16 protein-coding genes and 1 pseudogene are annotated in these 20,281 nt (G+C 64.7%); 11 read left to right on the forward strand and 6 right to left on the reverse strand.

The window, feature by feature from the left end; all coding sequences use genetic code 11:
- The 3 genes from CIC12_RS26965 to arfB all read left to right on the forward strand — a co-directional run.
- On the forward strand, nt 1-2,933 hold a 2,933-nt coding region (locus tag CIC12_RS26965), incomplete at its 5' end, for a UvrD-helicase domain-containing protein (protein WP_168668658.1).
- Nucleotides 2,930-5,128 carry an AAA family ATPase gene (locus tag CIC12_RS26970; RefSeq protein WP_168668660.1) on the forward strand — a complete coding sequence of 733 codons (2,199 nt, stop codon included), beginning with the start codon at nt 2,930-2,932 and terminating at the stop codon, nt 5,126-5,128. The genes CIC12_RS26965 and CIC12_RS26970, both read left to right, overlap by 4 nt.
- A gap of 403 nt (nt 5,129-5,531) precedes the next feature.
- On the forward strand, nt 5,532-5,936 hold the full coding sequence (gene arfB / locus CIC12_RS26975; RefSeq protein ID WP_168668662.1) for an alternative ribosome rescue aminoacyl-tRNA hydrolase ArfB: 405 nt from the start codon (nt 5,532-5,534) through the stop codon (nt 5,934-5,936).
- Between the two features lie 32 nt (nt 5,937-5,968).
- Here arfB and CIC12_RS26980 read toward each other — a convergent pair whose 3' ends face one another.
- Complete coding sequence (locus tag CIC12_RS26980; RefSeq protein WP_168668664.1) at nt 5,969-7,264, reverse strand: EAL domain-containing protein; 1,296 nt, start codon at nt 7,262-7,264, stop codon at nt 5,969-5,971.
- 558 nt (nt 7,265-7,822) lie between these two features.
- On the opposite strand from CIC12_RS26980, the gene CIC12_RS26985 reads away from it, so the two are divergent.
- Nucleotides 7,823-8,113, forward strand: a complete 291-nt coding sequence (locus tag CIC12_RS26985; protein ID WP_168668666.1) for a putative quinol monooxygenase — start codon at nt 7,823-7,825, stop codon at nt 8,111-8,113.
- Between the two features lie 101 nt (nt 8,114-8,214).
- Here the strand turns inward: CIC12_RS26985 and CIC12_RS26990 are convergent, their stop codons facing one another.
- From CIC12_RS26990 to CIC12_RS27000, 3 genes are all read right to left on the reverse strand, one after another.
- A complete protein-coding gene (locus tag CIC12_RS26990) occupies nt 8,215-8,472 on the reverse strand; it encodes a hypothetical protein (protein WP_007182306.1) in 258 nt (85 codons plus the stop codon).
- Nucleotides 8,473-8,757: 285 nt separating this feature from the next.
- Complete coding sequence (locus CIC12_RS26995; RefSeq protein ID WP_168668668.1) at nt 8,758-8,994, reverse strand: hypothetical protein; 237 nt, start codon at nt 8,992-8,994, stop codon at nt 8,758-8,760.
- A 242-nt stretch (nt 8,995-9,236) separates the two neighbouring features.
- On the reverse strand, nt 9,237-9,956 hold the full coding sequence (locus CIC12_RS27000) for a YdcF family protein (RefSeq protein ID WP_446728042.1): 720 nt from the start codon (nt 9,954-9,956) through the stop codon (nt 9,237-9,239).
- A gap of 266 nt (nt 9,957-10,222) precedes the next feature.
- Between CIC12_RS27000 and CIC12_RS27005 the strand changes: the two genes are divergently transcribed.
- Nucleotides 10,223-10,534, forward strand: a complete 312-nt coding sequence (locus CIC12_RS27005) for a hypothetical protein (protein WP_168668670.1) — start codon at nt 10,223-10,225, stop codon at nt 10,532-10,534.
- A gap of 340 nt (nt 10,535-10,874) precedes the next feature.
- Here the strand turns inward: CIC12_RS27005 and CIC12_RS27010 are convergent, their stop codons facing one another.
- Nucleotides 10,875-11,129 (reverse strand): hypothetical protein, encoded by a 255-nt coding sequence (locus tag CIC12_RS27010; protein WP_168668672.1) that lies wholly within the window; start codon nt 11,127-11,129, stop codon nt 10,875-10,877.
- Nucleotides 11,130-11,434: 305 nt separating this feature from the next.
- Nucleotides 11,435-11,830, reverse strand: a pseudogene (locus CIC12_RS27015) (transposase); the annotation flags it as partial.
- Nucleotides 11,831-12,238: 408 nt separating this feature from the next.
- Here CIC12_RS27015 and CIC12_RS27020 point away from each other — a divergent pair.
- From CIC12_RS27020 to nusA, 6 genes are all read left to right on the forward strand, one after another.
- A complete protein-coding gene (locus CIC12_RS27020; protein ID WP_168668674.1) occupies nt 12,239-13,141 on the forward strand; it encodes a LysR family transcriptional regulator in 903 nt (300 codons plus the stop codon).
- Between the two features lie 226 nt (nt 13,142-13,367).
- A complete protein-coding gene (locus CIC12_RS27025) occupies nt 13,368-14,585 on the forward strand; it encodes a pyridoxal phosphate-dependent aminotransferase (RefSeq protein ID WP_168668676.1) in 1,218 nt (405 codons plus the stop codon).
- 358 nt (nt 14,586-14,943) lie between these two features.
- Complete coding sequence (gene scpB / locus CIC12_RS27030; protein WP_168668678.1) at nt 14,944-15,924, forward strand: SMC-Scp complex subunit ScpB; 981 nt, start codon at nt 14,944-14,946, stop codon at nt 15,922-15,924.
- Between the two features lie 63 nt (nt 15,925-15,987).
- Complete coding sequence (gene rluB / locus CIC12_RS27035) at nt 15,988-17,829, forward strand: 23S rRNA pseudouridine(2605) synthase RluB (protein WP_168668680.1); 1,842 nt, start codon at nt 15,988-15,990, stop codon at nt 17,827-17,829.
- Nucleotides 17,830-18,315: 486 nt separating this feature from the next.
- Nucleotides 18,316-18,774 carry a ribosome maturation factor RimP gene (gene rimP, locus CIC12_RS27040; RefSeq protein ID WP_121318629.1) on the forward strand — a complete coding sequence of 153 codons (459 nt, stop codon included), beginning with the start codon at nt 18,316-18,318 and terminating at the stop codon, nt 18,772-18,774.
- Nucleotides 18,771-20,246: a transcription termination factor NusA gene (nusA, locus tag CIC12_RS27045; RefSeq protein ID WP_168668682.1), complete on the forward strand. Its 1,476-nt coding sequence runs from the start codon at nt 18,771-18,773 to the stop codon at nt 20,244-20,246. Before rimP ends, nusA begins: the two co-directional genes overlap by 4 nt.
- The last annotated feature ends 35 nt before the right edge of the window (nt 20,247-20,281 follow it).

Raw genomic sequence — 20,281 nt, forward strand, 5'->3', positions numbered from 1 at the left:
CGCAGGAGCGGCTCAGTAAGACCACGCACAAGCCCGATCACGTAAGCGCCGCGGTTGCCGCATGGACCGACTACTTCGCGCAGGGCGATTGCCATGCGCCGCCGCCGAAGGCCGCGTTGAAGCTCACCGTGTCGGCATTGAAGAAGGCCACCAAGGTCAAGTTCGAGCCGCCCGAGCATCCGTTCTTCGAACACGCCGAGGCACTCGCGGCCGCCGTGGTCGCGGCCGAAGCCGCGCAGCGCGCACGCTGGCTCGAACTCGTGCAGACGTGGCTCGACTACGCGCCAGCCGAACTCGTCGCGCGCAAGCGCACTCGCCGGTTGGTGTCGTTCGACGATCTGTTGTCGAACCTGTACCGCGCGCTGGCTGCTCATCCATGGCTTGCCGATGCACTGCGCACGCGTTATCCCGCTGCGCTGATCGACGAGTTCCAGGATACCGATCCGCTGCAGTTCGCAATTTTCAGCCGCATCTTCGCGCCGGCCGGGCCGCTGTTTCTGGTCGGCGATCCGAAGCAGGCGATCTACAGTTTTCGTGCCGCGGATCTGCACACCTATCTGGCGGCGCGCGCGGCGGCCTCCGCATGCTACACGCTGGCCGTCAATCAGCGCTCGACCGCGCCGATCGTCGACGCTTGCAATCGGCTCTTCGGAGCGAATCCGCAGGCGTTCGTGCTCGACGGCCTCGACTATCAACCGGTGCGCGCGGGCGAGCGGCGCAGGCCGCCGTTCGCCGACCCCGACGCGAGCGCCGGCGATTTCCGCATCTGGACCCTGCCGCAAGGCGACGCCGCGTTGACCAGGCGCGACGCGCAGCGCGAAGCAAGCGAAGCGTGCGCCGCTGAAATCGTGCGGCTGTTGCGCGGAGCGCGCGATGGCACGGTGACGATCGGCGATGCGCCGCTCGCGCCAGGCAATATTGCGGTGCTCGTGCAAACCCACAAGCAGGGCAGTTTGATCAAACGCGTGCTGGCGGCGTGGGGCGTCGGCAGCGTGGAACTCGCGCAGGCGTCGGTGTTCGCAACGCTCGATGCCGAGCAGATCGAGCGCGTGCTGGCCGCCGTCGATACGCCCGGCGATCTGCGCCGGCTGCGCGCCGCGCTCGCCACCGACTGGCTGGGCCTCGACGCCGCCGCCCTGTGGCGGCTCGAGCAGGTTGCCGACGCGCCATCGGTCGCCGACGACCCCGCGCATGCGGCCGACGCGATGGGCTGGGTCGAACGTTTTTCGCGCTATCGCATGCTGTGGCACGAGCGCGGCTTCGCCGTGATGTGGCGCACGCTGATGCGCGAGCTGCGCGTCGCGCAACGACTGGTTGCGGGAGCGGACGGCGAGCGCCGGTTGACGAACGTGAACCATCTCGCCGAACTCGTGCAGGCGCGGGCCGCGACGCAGCCGGGCATCGCGCCGACCTTGCGCTGGCTCGCCGCGCAGCGCGCGCAGGGCGGCGGCGAGGATGCGCAGTTGCGCCTCGAGTCGGACCGCAATCTCGTGCAGATCGTCACCGTGCATAAGTCGAAGGGGCTCGAGTATGCGGTGGTGTTCTGTCCGTTTCTGAACGACGGCGCGTTGCGCGAGCCGCCGTCCTCCGGCTTGCCCGACGCACGCGAGTACCACGACGAAGCGGGCGAGGCGGTGCTTCACTACGGTTGCGACGACGAGGAGGCCGAGCGCGCGTCGCGTTATGCGATGCGCGAACAGGCGGCGGAACGGGCGCGGCTCGTCTATGTCGCGCTGACTCGCGCGGTGTATCGCTGCTATCTGGTTGCGGGCACTTACCTGTCGTCGCGCTCGACCAAAGAGTCGCGCCGCAGCGTGCTGAACTGGCTGGTGGGCGGCCGCGGTCATAGCTTCGACGACTGGCTCTCCGAGCCGCCTGACGAAGCCACATTGTCCGCGCGCTGGCATGCGCTGGCGAGCGGGCCGATCACGCTGCAGCCGCTGCCGCAAGTAGCGCGCCGCACGCCGTTGGAAAGTCTTCAGGATCACGGCGCGCGGATGCAGGCGCGCGTCAATCACCGGCCGTTGCGCGATCAGTGGCGCATGGCGAGCTTCAGCGGGCTGATCGCGGCGGGCGGGAAAGCCGAGGCGGCGCATCCGACAGTGGAAGAGGTGCGGCCCGATCATGATGAGATCGCCGATGCACTCGTGGCCATGCCCGTCGCCGCGCCTGTTGCGCAAGCGCCGTCGTACGCCGGGGACGACATCCTCGCCTTCCCGCGCGGCGCGGCGGCGGGCGACTGTCTGCATCGCATGTTCGAGCTCGCGGATTTCACTGATCCTTCGACGTGGCCGGCTGCGATCCGCGGCGCGCTGCGCGAGCGGCCCGCGCCCGCCGTGCCCGAACTCGCCGCGCGGCTGCCCGCGATGATGCACAACCTGCTCGCCGATGTGGTCGCCACCGAACTCGTCCCCGGTATGGCGCTGGCGAGGCTCGATCCGCACCGGCGTCTGAACGAGCTCGAGTTTCTGTTCGCCGCACCGTCGCTCGATTTTTCCGCGCTGCGCGAGCTGCTGATCGAACACGGTTATCCCGATGTCGCGCTGGAGCCGGGGGTGTTACGCGGCTTCGTGAAAGGATTTATCGACATGATCGTCGAGTACGACGGACGCTTCTGGATCGTCGACTGGAAGTCGAATCACCTTGGCGATACCGCCGCCGACTACGCCGCCGCGCCGCTCGAAGCGGCGATGGCAAGCCATGCGTATCACCTGCAGGCCCTGCTTTATACGGTTGCACTGCATCGTTATCTGAAAACGCGCGTGCGCGATTATTCGTACGACACGCACATTGGCGGGTATCTGTATCTGTTCGTGCGCGGCGTGCGTCCGCCATGGCGCGATGCCGACGGTCCCGCCGGCGTGCATGCGCGGCGGCCCGCGTTCGAACTGGTGGCGCTGCTCGATGCGGCGATGATCGGAGGTGTCGCATGAGCACGTTCGAACAGCGCGCGTCGACCCCGCTGGAGCTCGACGACATCGGCGTGAATTTGCCCGCGCCGGCCGATTTCAGCATCGCGCTCGCCGAAGGTTTCGCGCGCCGCATCGGTACGCTGGCCCGGCGTGGCGGTGCATCGGCCGATGCAGTGAAGTGGGCGGCTCGGGGCGCGTTCGCCGCGAGCCGTGCGACGGCGGAAGGCCATGTATGCGTGCCGCTCGCGGCGCTGGCGCGGCGCTTCGAGGCGTCGCGCGCCGAAGTGCGCGCGGCGTTGTTTGAGAGCGGCATGGTGAGCGACGGATCGCAAAGCGCTGCGGCGCTGCGGCCGCTGGTGATCGACGGGCAAGGGCGCTTGTATCTCGCCCGGTACTACGACTATGAGCGGCGTCTTGCGCGTTCGCTGGTGACGCATGCGGGCGGGGGCGATGGGCGTGCGCGTGATACAAGGGCGGCGGGAACCGGCCTCGATGCCGGTGCCGAACCTGATGTCGCAGCAGCAGACGCGCGTACTCTGCACGCGCGTCTGCTGCGCTACTTCGGTCCGCCGAAAGACGACGAAGTCGACTGGCAACGTGTTGCGGCGGTCATGGCGCTGTCGGGGCGACTGACGATCGTCAGCGGTGGACCGGGCACCGGCAAGACCACGACGGTCGTCGGCGTGCTGGCGTGCCTGCTCGATGCCCGTGCCGATTTGCGGATCGCGCTCGCCGCGCCCACCGGTAAAGCGGCGCAGCGGATGCAGGAGGCCTTGCTCGCCCGCGCCGGCGATTTGCCGCCCGAACTCGCCGTGCGTTTGCCGCAGACCTCGTACACCTTGCATCGTTTGCTCGGCTCCGGGCCGGGGGGGCACTTCCGGCATCATCGCGACAATCCGCTGCCGTACGACGTCGTCGTGATCGATGAGGCGTCGATGATCGACGTCGCGATGGCCGCGCACCTGCTCGACGCGATTGCCCCGCAAACGCGTCTCGTGATGCTCGGTGACAAGGACCAGCTCGCGGCCGTCGAGGCCGGCGCGGTGTTCGCCGAACTGAGCGCGCGGCCGGCCTTCACGGCGAGCGGGCTGCAGCGGATCGCGGCGGCGCTCGGCATCGAGGCGGCGCGGCTCGAAAGGGCGTTGCCGGAAGTGCGGCGGGACGTCGATACGGCGCCTGCCGATTTCTTCGCCTCGTTTGCTACGCCGGACGATTTCGACGCGCCGCCTGATGATCTGTTCGCGCACGCCGCGGAGCTGGATGCGTTCGACCGGCAGCCCGCGGGCGATCTGTTCGACAGTGATAGGAACGCGCCGGTCGAAGACCAGTGCGCGTTGCCAGCGACTTCGTCGCGGTCTTCTCCGACAGCATCGGCATCCATCGCTCGCAACCCGTTGGTCGATTGCGTCGTCTGGCTCGAGCGTAACTATCGGTTCGGCCTCGAGTCGCCGATCGGCCGTCTGTCGCTCGCGATTCGCGGCGGCTCAGCGAATGCGGCGCTCGATGTTCTACTGATCGATCCTGCCGAAACCTGCCCGGCCGCGTTGCACGAAGACACGCAGCCGACGCTGGCCGAGCGCACTGTCGCACGGCTTGCCGCAGGCTTCGCCCCATATGCCGACGCGCTCGCTTCAGCGCTCGCCGCCGGTACACCGGATCCGTTGCCGCTGTTCGACGCGTTGAATCGCTTCCGCATTCTGTGCGCGACCCGCTCGGGCCCACGTGGCGTCGATCAGGTGAATGCAGCGATGGCCGCCCAGGTGCGGCGCGCCGCGGGTGTGACGCTGGCGGTGGGCGCGCAGTGGTTCGCGGGGCGTCCAGTAATGGTCACACGCAACGACTACGCGCTGGGTCTGTTCAACGGCGACATCGGCGTTGCGCTACCGGGCGCCGGTGGTGCGCTGCGTGTGTATTTCCGCACCGGCGATGGCGGTCTGCGAGCGGTGTCGCCCGCGGCGCTGCCGCCGCACGATACCGCTTTCGCACTGACGGTTCACAAGTCTCAAGGCTCGGAGTTCGAGCACGTAGTGCTGATGTTGCCGTCGGTGTTCAGCCGGGTGTTGTCGCGTGAGCTCGTGTACACGGCAATCACGCGCGCGAGGGAGCGTGTCGAGGTGGTCGGCTCGCGCGCGGTGCTGGCGCAGGCGATCGCTACGCCGACACAGCGTGATTCAGGTTTGGCGACGCGGATTGCGGAGGTGTGCAAGGGTAGGTGAGGTGCGGGCGGAGTTCCGGCGCGTCGTTCACGCGTGGTTTTGGACAGCGCCGAAGTTCGGGTAGCGTGGCACGGCCACAGCATGCTTCGGAGCGATCGGAGGCACGGCGCAGGCGATCCTTGCGCTGGTCTCGCCGAGATGCGGCAGCGAAAACCGCTGGCGAGCCACAGCAGCAGAAAATTGATGGCCAGTTCGACCACGAAACCAGGTCGCAGCTTCATGTGAATTTGCGCTGTAAATGGAGAACGCAATATCGATGAACACGCGAAGGCGGTGCAAATCGTTTTTCCATGGGTCGTTTTTCCATGGGACGATGCGCCCCACACGCGGGAGCGCACGGCTTTCGAGCGTCCTTGCGCAGTGACGCTGTGTACACTGACGTTTCCGACCCCGAACCATTGTCATGACATCCCGCTATCCGATCCCGCCGAACGAAATCGAATTGACCGCAGTGCGTGCGCAAGGAGCGGGCGGCCAGAACGTCAACAAGGTGTCGAGCGCGATTCATCTGCGGTTCGACGTACAGGCGTCGTCGCTGCCGGAAGTATTGAAGATGCGCCTGCTCGCACTGTCCGATCATCGGCTCACGCGTGACGGCGTGGTGATCATCAAGGCTCAGGAGCATCGGACTCAGGAGATGAACCGCGCGGCGGCGCTGGCGCGGCTCGACGAACTGATCGAAAGCGTCAGCGTGACGCGCAAGCCGCGCGTCGCCACCCGGCCGACGCGCGCGTCGAACCGGCGCCGTCTCGACAGCAAGGCAAAACGCGGCGAGATCAAAGCCGGCCGCAGCCGGGTCGACGACTAGTGACTAGTCACTAGCGAGCGGCAAGCTGGCAACTACCGCTTGCCGCCACGCCCTGTTGAATGCCCATCCGCATTCAACGCGCTCGGCACGAAGTCGACGCACAGCACACGCGTGCCGTCGCGTTCGAACGCAATCGCCGCGGTGTAGCAGTCCTGACCATCCGCCAGCGAATAATGCGGCCCCATCATCGCGACGCGTCCCGGTGCGGCGAGCGCGTGTTTGAAATAGGCGCGCCGCGACCAGTTGCTACGGGTTTCGGAGTAGAGCGGCGCGAGCCGCAATGGAGGCGGCGGCACCGAAGTGGCCGTGACCGACGACTGCGTCTGCTCGCCCTGTCCGTCGGTAATGAACACCCTGCGCGCCTCGCGTAGATGCCACACTTTCTGCGCCGCCTGACGCAGATCACCGCTTGCCTTGAACTCTTCGGCGGCGGCCAGCACCGCTTCCGCGAATCCCTCGAAGCCGAGCCGCGGATGGCCGGCGTGCTCGCGCTCGTAAGCGGCGAACTTGCTCCAGATCGACTCGACCAGCGCCGGCACCTTCGCGCAGGCCGCCTGCACCGAACTTTTCGGCTGGCCGAGCCAGAAACCCTGTACGAAATCGACGTCGGCCTGCATCAGGATCATCAGTTCCTCGTCGGTCTCCACGCCTTCGGCCAGCACCAGTGTGCCGGACTGATGAAGCATCGCGATCAGATGGCCGATCATCGAATTGTCGCCTTCGCCTTTGCCTGCCCGCGCCACCAGCGAGCGATCGAGTTTGACGATGTCGGGGCGAAAGCGCCACACGCGGTCGAAGTTCGAAAAACCGGTGCCGAAGTCGTCGATGGCGATCAGGAAGTCGCGTGGTTGCGAGGCGGCGAGCATGCTCGCGACGGCGGATTCGTCGTCGGCGGGTTGCTCGAGCACTTCGATCACGATGCGCTCCTGCGGCAGCCCGAAATGCGCAGACAACTCGTCGATGAAGGCTCGCTGCGGCCAGCCGGTCTCGAACACCTGGGGCCGCGTGTTCAGAAACAGCCAGCCGGTGGTGATGCCTTGCTCCATGAAGTTCGCGACATGCAAACAACGCGCGATGCGATCGAGCTCGCGCGCGTCTGCGGCCGAGCGGGTGCCGGAAAAGAGCACTTCGGGCGAGACGGGCAGGCCGACCGGATCAAAGGCGCGCAGCAACCCCTCGTAGCCGACCACGCATTGATGCGTGACCGACACCACCGGCTGGAACACGCTGTGCAAAGTCAACGCGCGCCACGTCGCAGTCCAGCCGGATTCGCCGCGCACCAGGTGCGGGAGCAGGCCGCTCAAAGTCACTTCGCTGACAGTTGGCATAAAGGCGGGCAGGGGATTGGGCACGGAGACGTCGCGGCATGCGGGTGACGGAGCGCGCAAATCCATGCGGCGCGCAACGGAGGCACAGCCCCGGTGTACTCAGGGCGAGACTGGTCGAGCTCAGGAACGCGTAGAGCGATGCCAGCCATGCTGGACTCCGGCGGGATTAGTCAAATCGAGTCTAGCAGTTTGCAATTCGCATGAATGTGCGGGTAATCACAGACGCCGAACTCGGGAAATTGCTACGCGGACTGGTCGTCGAGCGCTGTCCGGCATGGCGTTGCAGGCATCGTGCGCAAGCGTTTCGCACGCGCTTGCCTCACGCGAGACCGATTCTCAATCGCAATGAACAGCCTGCATGGAGCGAGCGTAGCAGGGCGGCGAGTGGCCGCCCGCCAAACTCCAGGCCGGGGCGGTGCTCAGACGTTTTGCGCGCCTTTGCGTTTTTTATCAGCTCCCACGGGGCGCCCTCATGCGCGTGAGCGTCGTACCGCCCGCGACAGCAAGTTTGACGCACGGCGGGTATGCTGCTGCTTTTCGTGAAAAGGGAGTGCAGGTATGTCGGAAATCGCGGTGGTCGCAATCTCGGTGGCGAAGCCGGGCTATGAAGAACAACTGCGTCAGGCGCTCGAAGGGATTGTCGGGCCGACGCGCAAGGAAGCGGGCGTGCTTCAGTACGATTTGCACCGTGACGTGCAGGAGCCGCGCCGGTTTGTGTTCGTCGAGCGTTGGGAAAGCCAGGAGGCGCTCGCAGCGCATGCGAAATCCGCGCACATCGACGTGTACAGAAAGGCGGTCGCGGATTGGGTCGAGCACGCGGAAATTCGCGTCGTGTCGAAGATCGCATAAGCGTTGCGCAGGCATTGCCCGGGGCGCAAGGGCAATGCAATGGATGACGACAAGTGAGCCGTGAGGCCGGATCCGGCCATGCGGCGCTCGCCGTTTGTCTTTTAGTGCGTGGCTTGCGGAACGTCGAGGATCAGGATGATGGTCCAGTCGGCGTCGCCGTCGTGGTGATACTGGCGTTCCGCCACGATGAACGGTTGCTGCTTGCCGTCCGGCCCGAGAAACAGCACGTCGCCTTCCATCGGCAGGCATTCGACGGGCGGCAGCGCGAGAAACGCTTCCTGACCGCCGCGCGGCATCAGTTTTTCAATTTTGCGAGATGCTGCTTCGGTCCATTCGATATCTAGCTGGATGTTGCTCATGCTGTCCTCCGCACCAGGGTGCGCACGGGTTAGGGGCCGGCTGGGTGCCGGTTGGTGCGCGACTTTAGCATACCGAAAGCCGGGCGCCGACGGCTCGGCGCGGCCCGCCAGCGTGGCGTGCTCGCGCGAGCGTACGGTGGGCCGCGAGGCCCTTGCCACATGTGGCGGCCCATGCCCACGAGTTCTCTGCCAGTCCATTAGACAACAAAAAAGCCGACACCGGCGGTGCCGGCTTCGGCTTTTCCCCTTCGCGGCGACGCCGCGAGGTGCACCGTGCGAGTGCGCTTACGAACTGGAAGCGTCGGCCTTCTTGTGATGGTGCGGCGACATCTTGTGATGCTTTTCCGGTGTGGCCGGCGCGCTTTGCATCGCCTGCTGACGGTTTTGCAAATCTTGCGCGCGCTGCTCGATGTCGGCGGCCTTGGCGGGATCGGTGCTCGTCATGATGCCGTTGTCCTGCGCATACGCCGCGCCCGTTACCGCACCGAGGGCAACCAGGATCGCCAGGGACATTTTTTTCATCGTTACCTCCGCAGATGGATGTGGACCCAAGTATTGCCTGTCCGGTTGGAGAGACAATGCATTCTAGTCAGCAATCTTCGCTCCAGCGCGCCGCTTGTAACGCCACTGACTATTTGTTACATCTCAACGTTACGCGGCGTCAAAGAAAGATGCATTCAGATAAATCTGAAAGAATTCGCATCGCTAACTAAAACGCATAAGCACCCACGCGACTGAGCGCCGCATCAAACGCATCCACGCGTTCAGAACCACCCAATTGCGCGATAGACATGAAACTGCGCTATCCCGATCAATTCATGCAACGCGATCTCGGCGCTCACGAGGTTGTCATAGCGAGGCAGTACACCCAGATGGGCGTGCCTGGCGCTAGAGATCAGCGGCTGTGGCCTGAGGCCGAAGCGATGGAAGTCGAGCAGGGCACGCGGCATCTGATACGCGGAGGTGACGAGTATCACCGCGTCGTAACGCGATTGTTCGAGTATGGCCGACACGTTGCGCGCGTTTTCATACGTGGTGAGGCTGCTGTTTTCCAGCACGATGTCCGCGCGCGGAACCTGTTCGCGCAGCAGATAGGGCAGATAGGTATCGGCTTCGGTTGCGTCATGTTGCTGCGGATTGCCGCCGCTCACGATCACCTGGCAGGTGAGCGCCGTCCGTTTGCACGCCGCGTAGTTCTGCGCGCTGACCGTGATGCGGCGAAGCACGTCGCGCGGCGGCACGAGTACGTCGTCGGCGTTGTAAATCGTGCCGCCGCCCAGCAGGATGATCGCCGTGCGCGGTGCAAAGTTGGCGCCCGTGGCGTTCTGCGGGGGGCGTTGAACGAGGGCGAGCAAGGGCTCGGTGAGCCAGCCCGCGGCGAGCAGCCAGAAGAGGGCGATCAGGCACAGCGCAAGAGGACGCCGGGCGCGCTTCCATAGCATGATTGCTGCAAAAAAAAGCGCTAATAAAGTGAATAGAATCAATTTAAATGGGGTAACGTATGTCTTTTGGGACAAATCTACGAGCTTGCTATCGCGCCGCAGCGGTTGCATCGTCGGTTCGTAGACAGAACGTTAACACGCCGTTCAGACGGGGGTTCCGAAAACGAGACCAGGCAGCACCTGGCGGATCGGCCACGGCCCCGAGGGCGGCCGGCTTCCAGCCAAGGGCGGGGCTACGCGCGTCATTGGTGGCGCGGTGACGTGTTTGGCCTAGATGTGTCATAGCTGCACTTTAAGAAAGAAGTGAGATGACCACGTATTCCAACGAAGCGGTACTTGAAGCGCTGCGGCGAGCGCAATATCGTCAGGTTCCCTGGGCCAGAAGGCCGGGCGTGTTCCAGTATCTTCGCGCACTTGGCCTGATGGACACGGTGCGGCAGCGCACCGTCGCACCGGCCCCAGGCTTTCATGCACCTGTCGACATCGCTGTGCTCACGGAACGCGGCAGAGCCGAGTTCGCGCGGCTCGCGCATGACGAGCGTCTGTTGAGCTGGAGCGCACAGCGATTGAACGAATACGCTGTCTCAACAGCCGAAGCGCGGTCCACCGCCGCTCTCTGAGCGCAAATCCGCTTCGGCTCGGGCGGTCAACGACACGATCATCCCGGTCGCAGCGGACGGCTGACGGCGCGTTTTGCTTCCGTCATTCAGGAATGAGGGGCGCTGCGAGCGTCGGCGGACGTCGTTCTCGCGAAAAAAAGCCCGTATCGCAAGGATACGGGCGTACCGGAATTACTACTGCCACGCTGTGCTAATGGCGTTGAATCAGACTGGCACAGTGGGCGGTGGTTCCCCGATTATTTCGTTGCACGGCCGGCATCAATGATTCGTGGTCGTGGCGCAGTGAACCGTCCATACGGCAAGCCGGTATGCCTGCGGCAATCAGGTGAGCATTTCAAGCCTACCGATGCCTCGTCGGCTCCTCACGCGGTGTGTCGGGACGCGCTCGCACATTACTCGCGATATCGCCGCGCAAGTCGCCGCGCGGCGCCGGCGGCGTGAAATCCCGGTTGCGCGTCTGGCTCTGTTGCCACGCTTCGAGCGTAGCCGAACGATCCGGCCGCCAGTTCCACGCCTGTGGGCGTTCCTGAGTGAACGCCGGTGCGGCCATTGATGAAATCACAATGCCGCACAGAAGCAGTGACATTGGTTTCATGCGGAGCTCCCGTCAAGCCGATCATTCAAGGCCTGTTTGCATACGTACAAGGTATGCCGGGACGCGAAAGCACGTTGTAATTAATAGTAAATGGATGTTTCGCCCACTCCCTGTCGCGGCTGATCGGACCTATCGGCAGCGCGTGATAGTTGAGCGAGCGGTTGGTGCGGCGAAAGCGACGACTGAACAGGCGCGCCAAACGGCGGTGCCCACGATGGTGCCGGCGCCTGTGTAGAGACACGCGCGGCGGCCCGGATAAACGCCGGGCGGCCCGTCGGCGCCCGGAGGTGAAACACTACTTGTCAGGCCATCTTGACCGGCGCGCGCCACGATTCCGGATTGGTCCAGAACGCACCGCGCAGGCGATCGCGGCTCGGCGGTGCTGGCGGTTTCGCGGCAGTCGCGCCGATGCGGCCGCGCAGCGAAATTTCGCGGCCGCTCGTACCGAGTCGCTTAACTATTTCGGCGAGCGTACCATCGGCTTGCCATTCGTCGAAGCGACGGCGGCAAGTCGGCGGCGACGGATAGCGGCCCGGCAGTTTGGACCACCCTTCGCCCGTCGACAGCACCCAAAGCACGGCGTTGACCACCGCTCGCGCTTCGACGCGCGGCCGGCCGCGGCGTTCGCTCCGTGCCGGTTCCGCGCAGAACAAAGCCTCGACCAGCGCCCACTCGTTGTCTCTCAAATCGTCGAACAGCATCATGTTTCACCTCAGCGAAGCTAACTCCGGTGCGCTGCCCCGCGCCGCGCACTCTCCATGCACTCGATAGGCGAGTGCCAAGGGGATCGGGCTGCCACGGCTGCTGTGCAGTCAGAAGTCATGGCACCGACCCTGTGTTCAATGCAAATGCAGGAAGTGTGCCAAGTTGATTCCGATCGCCTCGAAGCCCTGTGACGGCGGGCCAGCGCAGGCGCCAGCTAGGGGCGTATAAGAATCCAAAAAACCCATCTCGCAAATCGGGACAATCACCAATCTTGTGCAATCAGGCCCGGCCAGCGTGCGTTCGCGCCGTATTGCTGCATTGCAGCGAGATCGCTTTTTCCACGGCGGGGCATTGCTTTTAGCCTTACAATGCGCATCAAATGAAGTGATTGATGAGGCGGGTAAATGAATGTGACGCTGCGTCAGCTCAGGGTTTTCATCGAGGTCGCGCGCCTGCAGAGTTTCAGCCGGGCCGGCGATGAAATCGGCCTGACGCAATCCGCGGTGAGCCGCTGCGTGCGCGAACTCGAAGGCGAGATCGGCCTCAAGCTGATCGATCGCACGACGCGCGAAGTGCAACTCACGGATGTCGGCGGCAATCTGGTGTCGAGCGTGTCGCGGTTGCTGTCGGACCTCGACGACGCGCTGCGTGAGATCCGCGAAATCGGCGAGCAGCGGCGCGGACGAGTGGTGGTGGCCGCCAGCCCGACCGTGGCCTGCCGGCTGATGCCGGGCGTGGTGGCATCGTGCGGGCGGCAATTTCCCTATATCACGCTGGGCTTGCGCGACGACGTGCAGAGCGACGTGGTGCGCAAGGTCAAATCGGGCGAGGTCGATTTCGGCGTGATCATCGGCCCCTTCACCGCCGACGATCTGCTCAGCGAATCGCTGATGACGGATTCGTTCTGCCTGGTCACACGCGACGACCATCCGCTCGCCGCCCACGAGCAGGTTGGATGGACCCACCTCGAAGGCCAGCAACTCGTCATGCTCGATTACGCGTCGGGCAGCCGGCCGATCATCGACGCCGTGATGCAGGAGCACGGTGTGAGCGCTACGGTGGTGCAGGAGTTGGGGCATTCTGCGACCGTTTTCGGGCTGGTCGAAGCGGGCGTCGGCGTCAGCGTGCTGCCGTGGCTGGCTTTGCCGCTGCCGGCCGGGGCGTCGCTGGTCGCGCGGCCGCTCGTGCCACGCGCGGAGCGCCGGGTCGAACTGGTGCGCCGGCGCGACCGTTCGTTGTCGCCGGCGGCGGAGGCGGTATGGGACCTGATCCGTCAACTGCCGGGGCGGGCAGAGGATTTGAATTAGTCCGGTCGTGCGATGCGTCGGGTCGACGGATTTGCTGCAGCCCTCGCGACGACGGCAAGAGCGTGGCGAAGGTTCCGGGCAGCGGCGTGAATATCGACGCTCGCGGCGACCGTCCTCCGCCCGCACCCCCCGGCCGCTGAGTTCGCCGCTGCCGAAGCAGGCAGCGCGCTAAACTGGCGCCTTCCCTGAACGTCAGCCTTTACCTTTCACCTGTCTGGAAGTCTCGATGAGCGATTTGGACCTGCCTGTGCCCTCCATCCCGACTGCGCGCGATGCCGTGCGCGCGCTGCGTTCTTCGCAGATTCGTGAAGTCGCCAATGCCGGCTTTGGCGTTGAAGACGTTCTGCCGTTCTGGTTCGGCGAGTCCGACCGGGTCACGCCCGCTTTCATCCGTGACGCCGCCAGCACCGCGCTGGCCGCCGGCGCTACGTTCTATACGCATAACCTGGGCATTGCGCCGTTGCGCGCGGCGCTCGCGGGCTACGTCGGCGGACTGCACGGCGCGACCTCGCTGGACCACGTCGCGGTCACGAGCGCCGGTGTCAACGCGCTGATGCTCGCCGCGCAACTGGTCGTGGGCGCCGGTGATCGCGTCGTTGCGGTGACCCCGCTGTGGCCGAATCTGGTCGAAATTCCGAAAATTCTGGGTGCGCATGTGGAAACGATTGCGTTGGGCTATGGCGAACGCGGCTGGCAGCTCGACGTCGAGCAATTGCTGGCGGCGCTGACACCCGATACCAGAATGCTGATGATCAACTCGCCGAACAATCCGACCGGCTGGGTGATGAGCCGCGACGATCAACGCACCGTGCTCGACCATTGCCGGCGCCACGGCATCTGGATCGTCGCGGACGAAGTCTACGAGCGTCTCTACTACGCCGACGCCGACACGACCGGCGCGCCTGCGCGCACCGCGCCGTCGTTCCTCGATCTGGCCGGCCGCGATGAACGCGTGATCTGCGTGAACTCGTTCTCGAAGGCGTGGCTGATGACCGGCTGGCGGCTCGGCTGGATTGTCGCGCCCACCGCATTGATGGAGGATCTGGCCAAACTGGTCGAGTACAACACATCATGTGCGCCGTCGTTCGTCCAGCAGGCCGGCATCGCGGCCGTCCAGCAGGGGGAGCGGTTTACGCAGGAATTGGTGCTCGACCTGAAGGCTTCGCGCGACCATCTGGTGCGCGCGCTGTCCACGGTACCGGGGGTCGACGTCAAGGCGCCGCCTGGTGCGATGTATCTGTTTTTCGCGATGCCTGGCGCGTCGCATAGCCTTGAGCTATGCAAGGCGCTGGTGCGCGAAGTGGGGCTGGGCGTGGCGCCCGGCAGCGCATTCGGGCCGCAGGGTGAGGGTTTCGTGCGCTGGTGCTATGCGTGCGATACGGCGCGGTTGGACGCGGGCGTCGAGCGGTTGAAGCGGTTCCTGGGACGGCCCGGCGCGGCCTAATGTACGCCTCGGGGAAAAGTCTGGCCAGCCGGCTGAAGATTCCCGGTCAGAAATGCGGAGTTTCTGACAAGATACTTCTGCTTTTGCACGCAGGCACACCGGCAGGCGTGCAGCCGGAAAATGCGCGGCGGGTTTCGCCTTTACGCACCGATTGTTTTTGCGTAATATGGCGCTCAGTCACGCGATTCCTTCCAGGAATATCGCTGCTCCGTCCGGCTGGGTTGGCTCGATAGTCTGTTTCGCCGCCCCCCGGTGCGTGCTCCCATCAATATGACCGATCAGAATCGGGCGAGCGCGTCTTCAGTTCCACATCGTCTGTTTGATCCGGTTCTTTGACCACAGGGTCTGACCTAGCTGCATGAATACCCAAGAGGCGAAGATCGTCCTCGAGACTGCCTTGATCTGCGCGCAGGAGCCGTTAAAGCTCGGCGAATTGCGCAAGCTCTTTGCCGACGGCGTGTCGGCAGACACCGTTCGGAACTTGCTCGAGGACCTCAAGCAGGACTGGTCTGGGCGTGGTGTGGAGCTGGTCGGGCTGGCATCGGGCTGGCGGTTTCAAAGCAAGCCCGCGATGCGTTCGTATCTGGACCGTCTACATCCGGAAAAGCCGCCGAAATATTCGCGCGCGGTGCTCGAAACGCTCGCGATCATTGCCTACCGGCAGCCGGTCACGCGGGGCGATATCGAAGAAATTCGCGGCGTCACGGTGAATACGCAGGTCGTCAAGCAACTGGAGGATCGCGGCTGGATCGAGGTGATCGGTCATCGCGACGTGCCGGGCCGTCCGGCGCTGTATGCAACCACGCGGCAGTTCCTCGACGACCTGGGTCTGGCCGCACTGGACGAGCTGCCGCCGCTCGCGGACCCGTCGGCTCAATTGAACGCGGATTTGCTCGGTCAGCATGCGATCGAATTCACCGATATCGAGGCCGCGCAGAATCTGGCGACGGGCGAAGCGGGCGAAGTCGCGAACCACGAGTTGCCGCCGGCCGAAGTGATGGGGGCAGAGGGTGCCGGAGCCGAAGCGGCCGGGAGTGCCGCAGGCGTTACGCCGGAGCCGCATCCGGACGCGGTCGACGCACCGGGCGCAGGAGAGCATGCCGAAACGACAGACGCAGCACCGCAGACCGGCGTCGCCGGATCAGCACAGCATGACGATCCGGTCCCCCAGGCCGATCCGGCAACACCCGCGCACGACTCGGGCGTACTCCGAAATACGGAGCGGGCCGCAGAGCCGAATCCGACCACGGCGGCGCATGGCGATCCTGAAGATCGTCGCGATGCCGCGCAAGACGCAGGCATTCTGACCGACGACGAACCCGAGTCGCGCAGCGCCTGACGTAACCAAACTTTTTTGCCACGCCCGCAACGGGCGTGCGCGACCTGACATTTTGAGGTTGTTTTGACACATACCCACGACACCGATTCGTCCGAATCCGAGCGCGCCGTGCCGTCGGCACGGGCCGACGAAACGCGCACCACGCAAGCGTCGGCTGGCGAGGGCGAGCGCCCGGCGCAGACCGCGGAAGCAGACGGTGAAGACCGTCCGCGCCGCGGTTTGCGTCGTGGACCGCGCAGCCTGATCGCGCGGCGCCGCGCTGGGGCGAAGACGAAGGGCGCCGAAGGCGTGCCCGCGCCGGGGGCGCCGGTCGTCACCGAGGCGCCGCCGGACGGCGAAGTGGTCGCGCAGGTGCGCATGCCCCGCAAGGATGCAGGCGCAAAGGGCCAAGGTTCGCGGCGCACTGCCCAGGCGGGCGGCGCGAAGCGCGAGGGGCATCGCGAAGGTGCACCTCGTGAAGGTCAGCGCGAGCGTCAGCCGCGTGAGGGCGGGCAGCGCCAGAACCGCCGCGGCGGCGAGGTACCGGCAGCGACGGCCACGGAGGCCGGTCAGGACGATCTGTTCTCGTATGTGACATCGCCGGCGTTCGACGCGGACAACAGCCCGACCGGCGGCGTGCGCGCCCCGATGCTGGGTCGTGGCAAGCCGGCTGCGCCCAAGCGCGTGCTGGCCGCTGACGACGACGCGCCGAAGCTCCACAAGGTGCTGGCCGAAGCGGGCATGGGTTCGCGCCGCGACATGGAAGAGCTGATCGTCGCCGGCCGTGTGTCGGTGAACGGCGAGCCGGCTCACATCGGTCAGCGCATCATGCCGACCGATCAGGTTCGCATCAACGGCAAGCCGGTCAAGCGCAAGCTGGCCAACAAGCCGCCGCGCGTGCTGCTGTATCACAAACCGACCGGGGAAATCGTCAGTCACGCTGACCCGGAAGGCCGTCCGTCGGTGTTCGACAAACTGCCGCCGATGAAGACCGCCAAGTGGCTCGCGGTCGGCCGCCTCGACTTCAACACTGAAGGTTTGCTGATGCTGACCACGTCGGGCGATCTGGCGAACCGCTTCATGCACCCGCGTTACAGCGTCGAGCGCGAATATGCGGTGCGGGTGGTCGGCGAGCTGGCAGAAGGCATGCGTCAAAAGTTGCTGCGCGGCGTCGAGCTGGATGATGGTCCGGCCAACTTCCTGCGCATTCGCGACGGCGGCGGCGAGGGGACCAATCATTGGTATCACGTCGCGCTCGCCGAAGGGCGCAACCGCGAAGTGCGCCGTATGTTCGAAGCGGCCGGCCTGATGGTCAGCCGCCTGATCCGTACCCGTCACGGCCCGATCTCGCTGCCTAAAGGTCTCAAGCGCGGCCGTTGGGAAGAACTCGAAGACAACCAGGTGCGCGCGCTGATGGCGTCGGTTGGTCTGAAGGCGCCGACGGAAGAGCGCGGCGGCCGCAGCTCCGCGCCGGAGCGTAAGCAGCCGGATCCGATGCAAACCTCGATGGGCTTCATCAATCGCGAACCCGTGCTGATGTCGCATAGCCGGTTCGAACAGCAGCCGCGCGGGCAGGGTCAGGGGCGCCGCGGTGCGGCGGGCGGCGGTTTCGGCGGCGGCGCGAGTACCGGTTACGGCAACCGCGGCGCGGGCCGTGGCGCCGGCGGCTTCGGCAGCGCGCTGGGCGGCGGTGCCGCTGGCCCGCGTGGCGGCCGTGAGGTCGACGGCAATCGCGCGCCGTCGGGCAGTGGCAATCGTGCTGGCGGCGCCAAGCGTGCGGGTGGCAACAACGCCAACCCGGGCGGCGGCAACCGCGGCCCCGGCGGCAATCGTGGTGGCAACGCTAATCGCGCGGGCGGCGGCAATGCCAACGCGGGCGGCGCCAATCGCGGCGGCGCGCCGCGCGGCCGTTCGCGCGGTCGTTGAGCAGGCGGAATAACCACGTATGACAGCCGGCGGCGTATCGTCCCTTAACGAGGTTCGCGGTCGCTGTCGGATTCGAGCGATGAATGCCGCGGTTTTATGCCACGCATAAAATTGCGAGGCTGCATGAAATGGGGCAGGGTTTGATATCAGCCGCTTTGCAATTGGCCCGCGAGGCCGCCGCGGCGTCGAAAGATTTCCTATGAAATCAAGCGGAAATGCGCTTCGTACGGCGTTCTGCGGTTTGCGTTTGTCCCGAAAAATGGCTACAATCGCGAAGTCGCTGGGCGTGCGGCTTTTCATGTGCGGCTCAGGTGCGACCACCGGTAATAAGATGATGGGCGTTTAGCCCATTTTTTTTTGCCGCTCAGTTCATCGTGGTTCGGCATCTCGGGTTCGCACGAACGTGCGCCGGCTTGGCGCACGGCCCGCATTGATTGTTTGCAAAACAAGCGGCAGGCTCGCTGCGCGAACATCTAAGAGGGCACTGTGCAACTGACGGAACTGATTGAAACCACGGTCGTGGGACTCGGCTACGAGCTCGTCGATCTCGAGCGCACCGGGCGCGGCATGATGTGCATCTATATCGACCAGCCCGCCGGCATCGCGATCGAAGACTGCGAGAAAGTCACGCGTCAGCTCCAGCACGTTCTGACGGTCGAAAACATCGATTACGAGCGGCTCGAAGTGTCGTCGCCGGGTCTCGACCGCCCGCTGAAAAAACTGGCGGATTTCGAACGCTTCGCAGGCAGCGAAGTGGTCATCACATTGAAAAAGCCATTGGACGGACGGAAATCGTACCGGGGCATTCTGCATGCTCCGCAAGGCGAAACGATCGGTCTGGAATTTGAAGGGAAGGAAGGCGCCGCGATGCTCGATTTCACGCTCGCGGACATGGACAAAGCACGCCTCGTTCCGAAAGTTGACTTTAGGAGCCGCAAACAATGAGTCGCGAAGTGTTGATGCTGGTGGATGCGCTGGCACGCGAGAAGAATGTCGACAAAGACGTGGTATTTGCCGCGCTCGAAGCGGCTCTCGCTTCGGCCTCCAAGAAACTCTTCGAAGAAGATGCGGATATCCGCGTCCATATCGACCGTGAAAGCGGCGAGCACGAAACGTTTCGCCGCTGGAAAGTGGTGCCGGACGAAGCCGGTTTGCAGGAACCGGATCAGGAAATTCTGCTGTTCGAAGCACGTGAGCAGAAGCCCGAGATCCAACTCGACGAGTACATCGAAGAACCGGTGCCGTCGATCGAATTTGGCCGTATCGGCGCTCAGGCTGCCAAGCAGGTGATCCTGCAGAAGGTGCGCGACGCGGAGCGCGAGCAGATCCTGAACGACTTCCTCGAGCGCGGTGAGCACATCATGACTGGCTCGGTGAAGCGTCTCGACAAGGGCAACTTCATCGTCGAAACCGGCCGTGTCGAGGCGCTGCTGCGTCGCGACCAGCTGATTCCGAAGGAAAATCTGCGCGTGGGCGACCGCGTGCGCGCCTACATCGCGAAGGTCGATCGCACCGCGCGCGGTCCGCAGATCGAGCTGTCGCGTACGGCACCCGAATTCCTGATGAAGCTGTTCGAGATGGAAGTGCCGGAAATCGAACAGGGCCTGCTCGAAATCAAGGCAGCTGCGCGCGATCCGGGCGTGCGCGCGAAGATCGGCGTGGTCGCATATGACAAGCGCATCGATCCGATCGGCACCTGCGTCGGCATTCGCGGTTCGCGCGTGCAGGCGGTGCGTAACGAGCTCGGTGGCGAAAACGTCGACATCGTGCTATGGTCGGAAGATCCCGCACAGTTCGTGATCGGCGCGCTCGCGCCGGCAGCCGTCCAGTCGATCGTCGTCGATGAAGAAAAGCACTCGATGGACGTCGTCGTAGACGAAAACGAACTGGCGGTCGCGATCGGCCGCAGCGGCCAGAACGTGCGTCTTGCCAGCGAACTCACCGGCTGGCAGATCAACATCATGACGCCGGACGAATCTGCGCAGAAGCAGAATCAGGAACGCGGTGTATTGCGTGACCTGTTCATGGCGCGTCTCGATGTCGACGAAGAAGTCGCCGACATCCTGATCGACGAAGGCTTCACGAGCCTCGAAGAGATCGCCTATGTGCCGCTCAACGAAATGCTCGAAATCGAAGCATTCGACGAAGACACCGTTCACGAACTGCGTAATCGCTCGCGCGACGCGCTGTTGACGTTGGCGATCGCGAATGAAGAAAAGGTCGAAAATGTAGCGCTCGACCTGAAGAGCCTGGACGGCATCGATGCCGACCTGCTCGCGAAGCTTGCTGAACACCACGTCCAGACGCGCGACGAACTCGCCGAGCTGGCCGTGGATGAACTGGTCGAGATGACCGGTATGGAAGAGGATGCCGCTAAGGCGTTGATCATGAAAGCACGTGAACACTGGTTCCAGTGAGAAATGACCATGGCGCACTAAATTGAACGCGGCCG

The organism is Paraburkholderia sp. SG-MS1, assembly GCF_012275575.1.
Classification (GTDB): domain Bacteria; phylum Pseudomonadota; class Gammaproteobacteria; order Burkholderiales; family Burkholderiaceae; genus Paraburkholderia.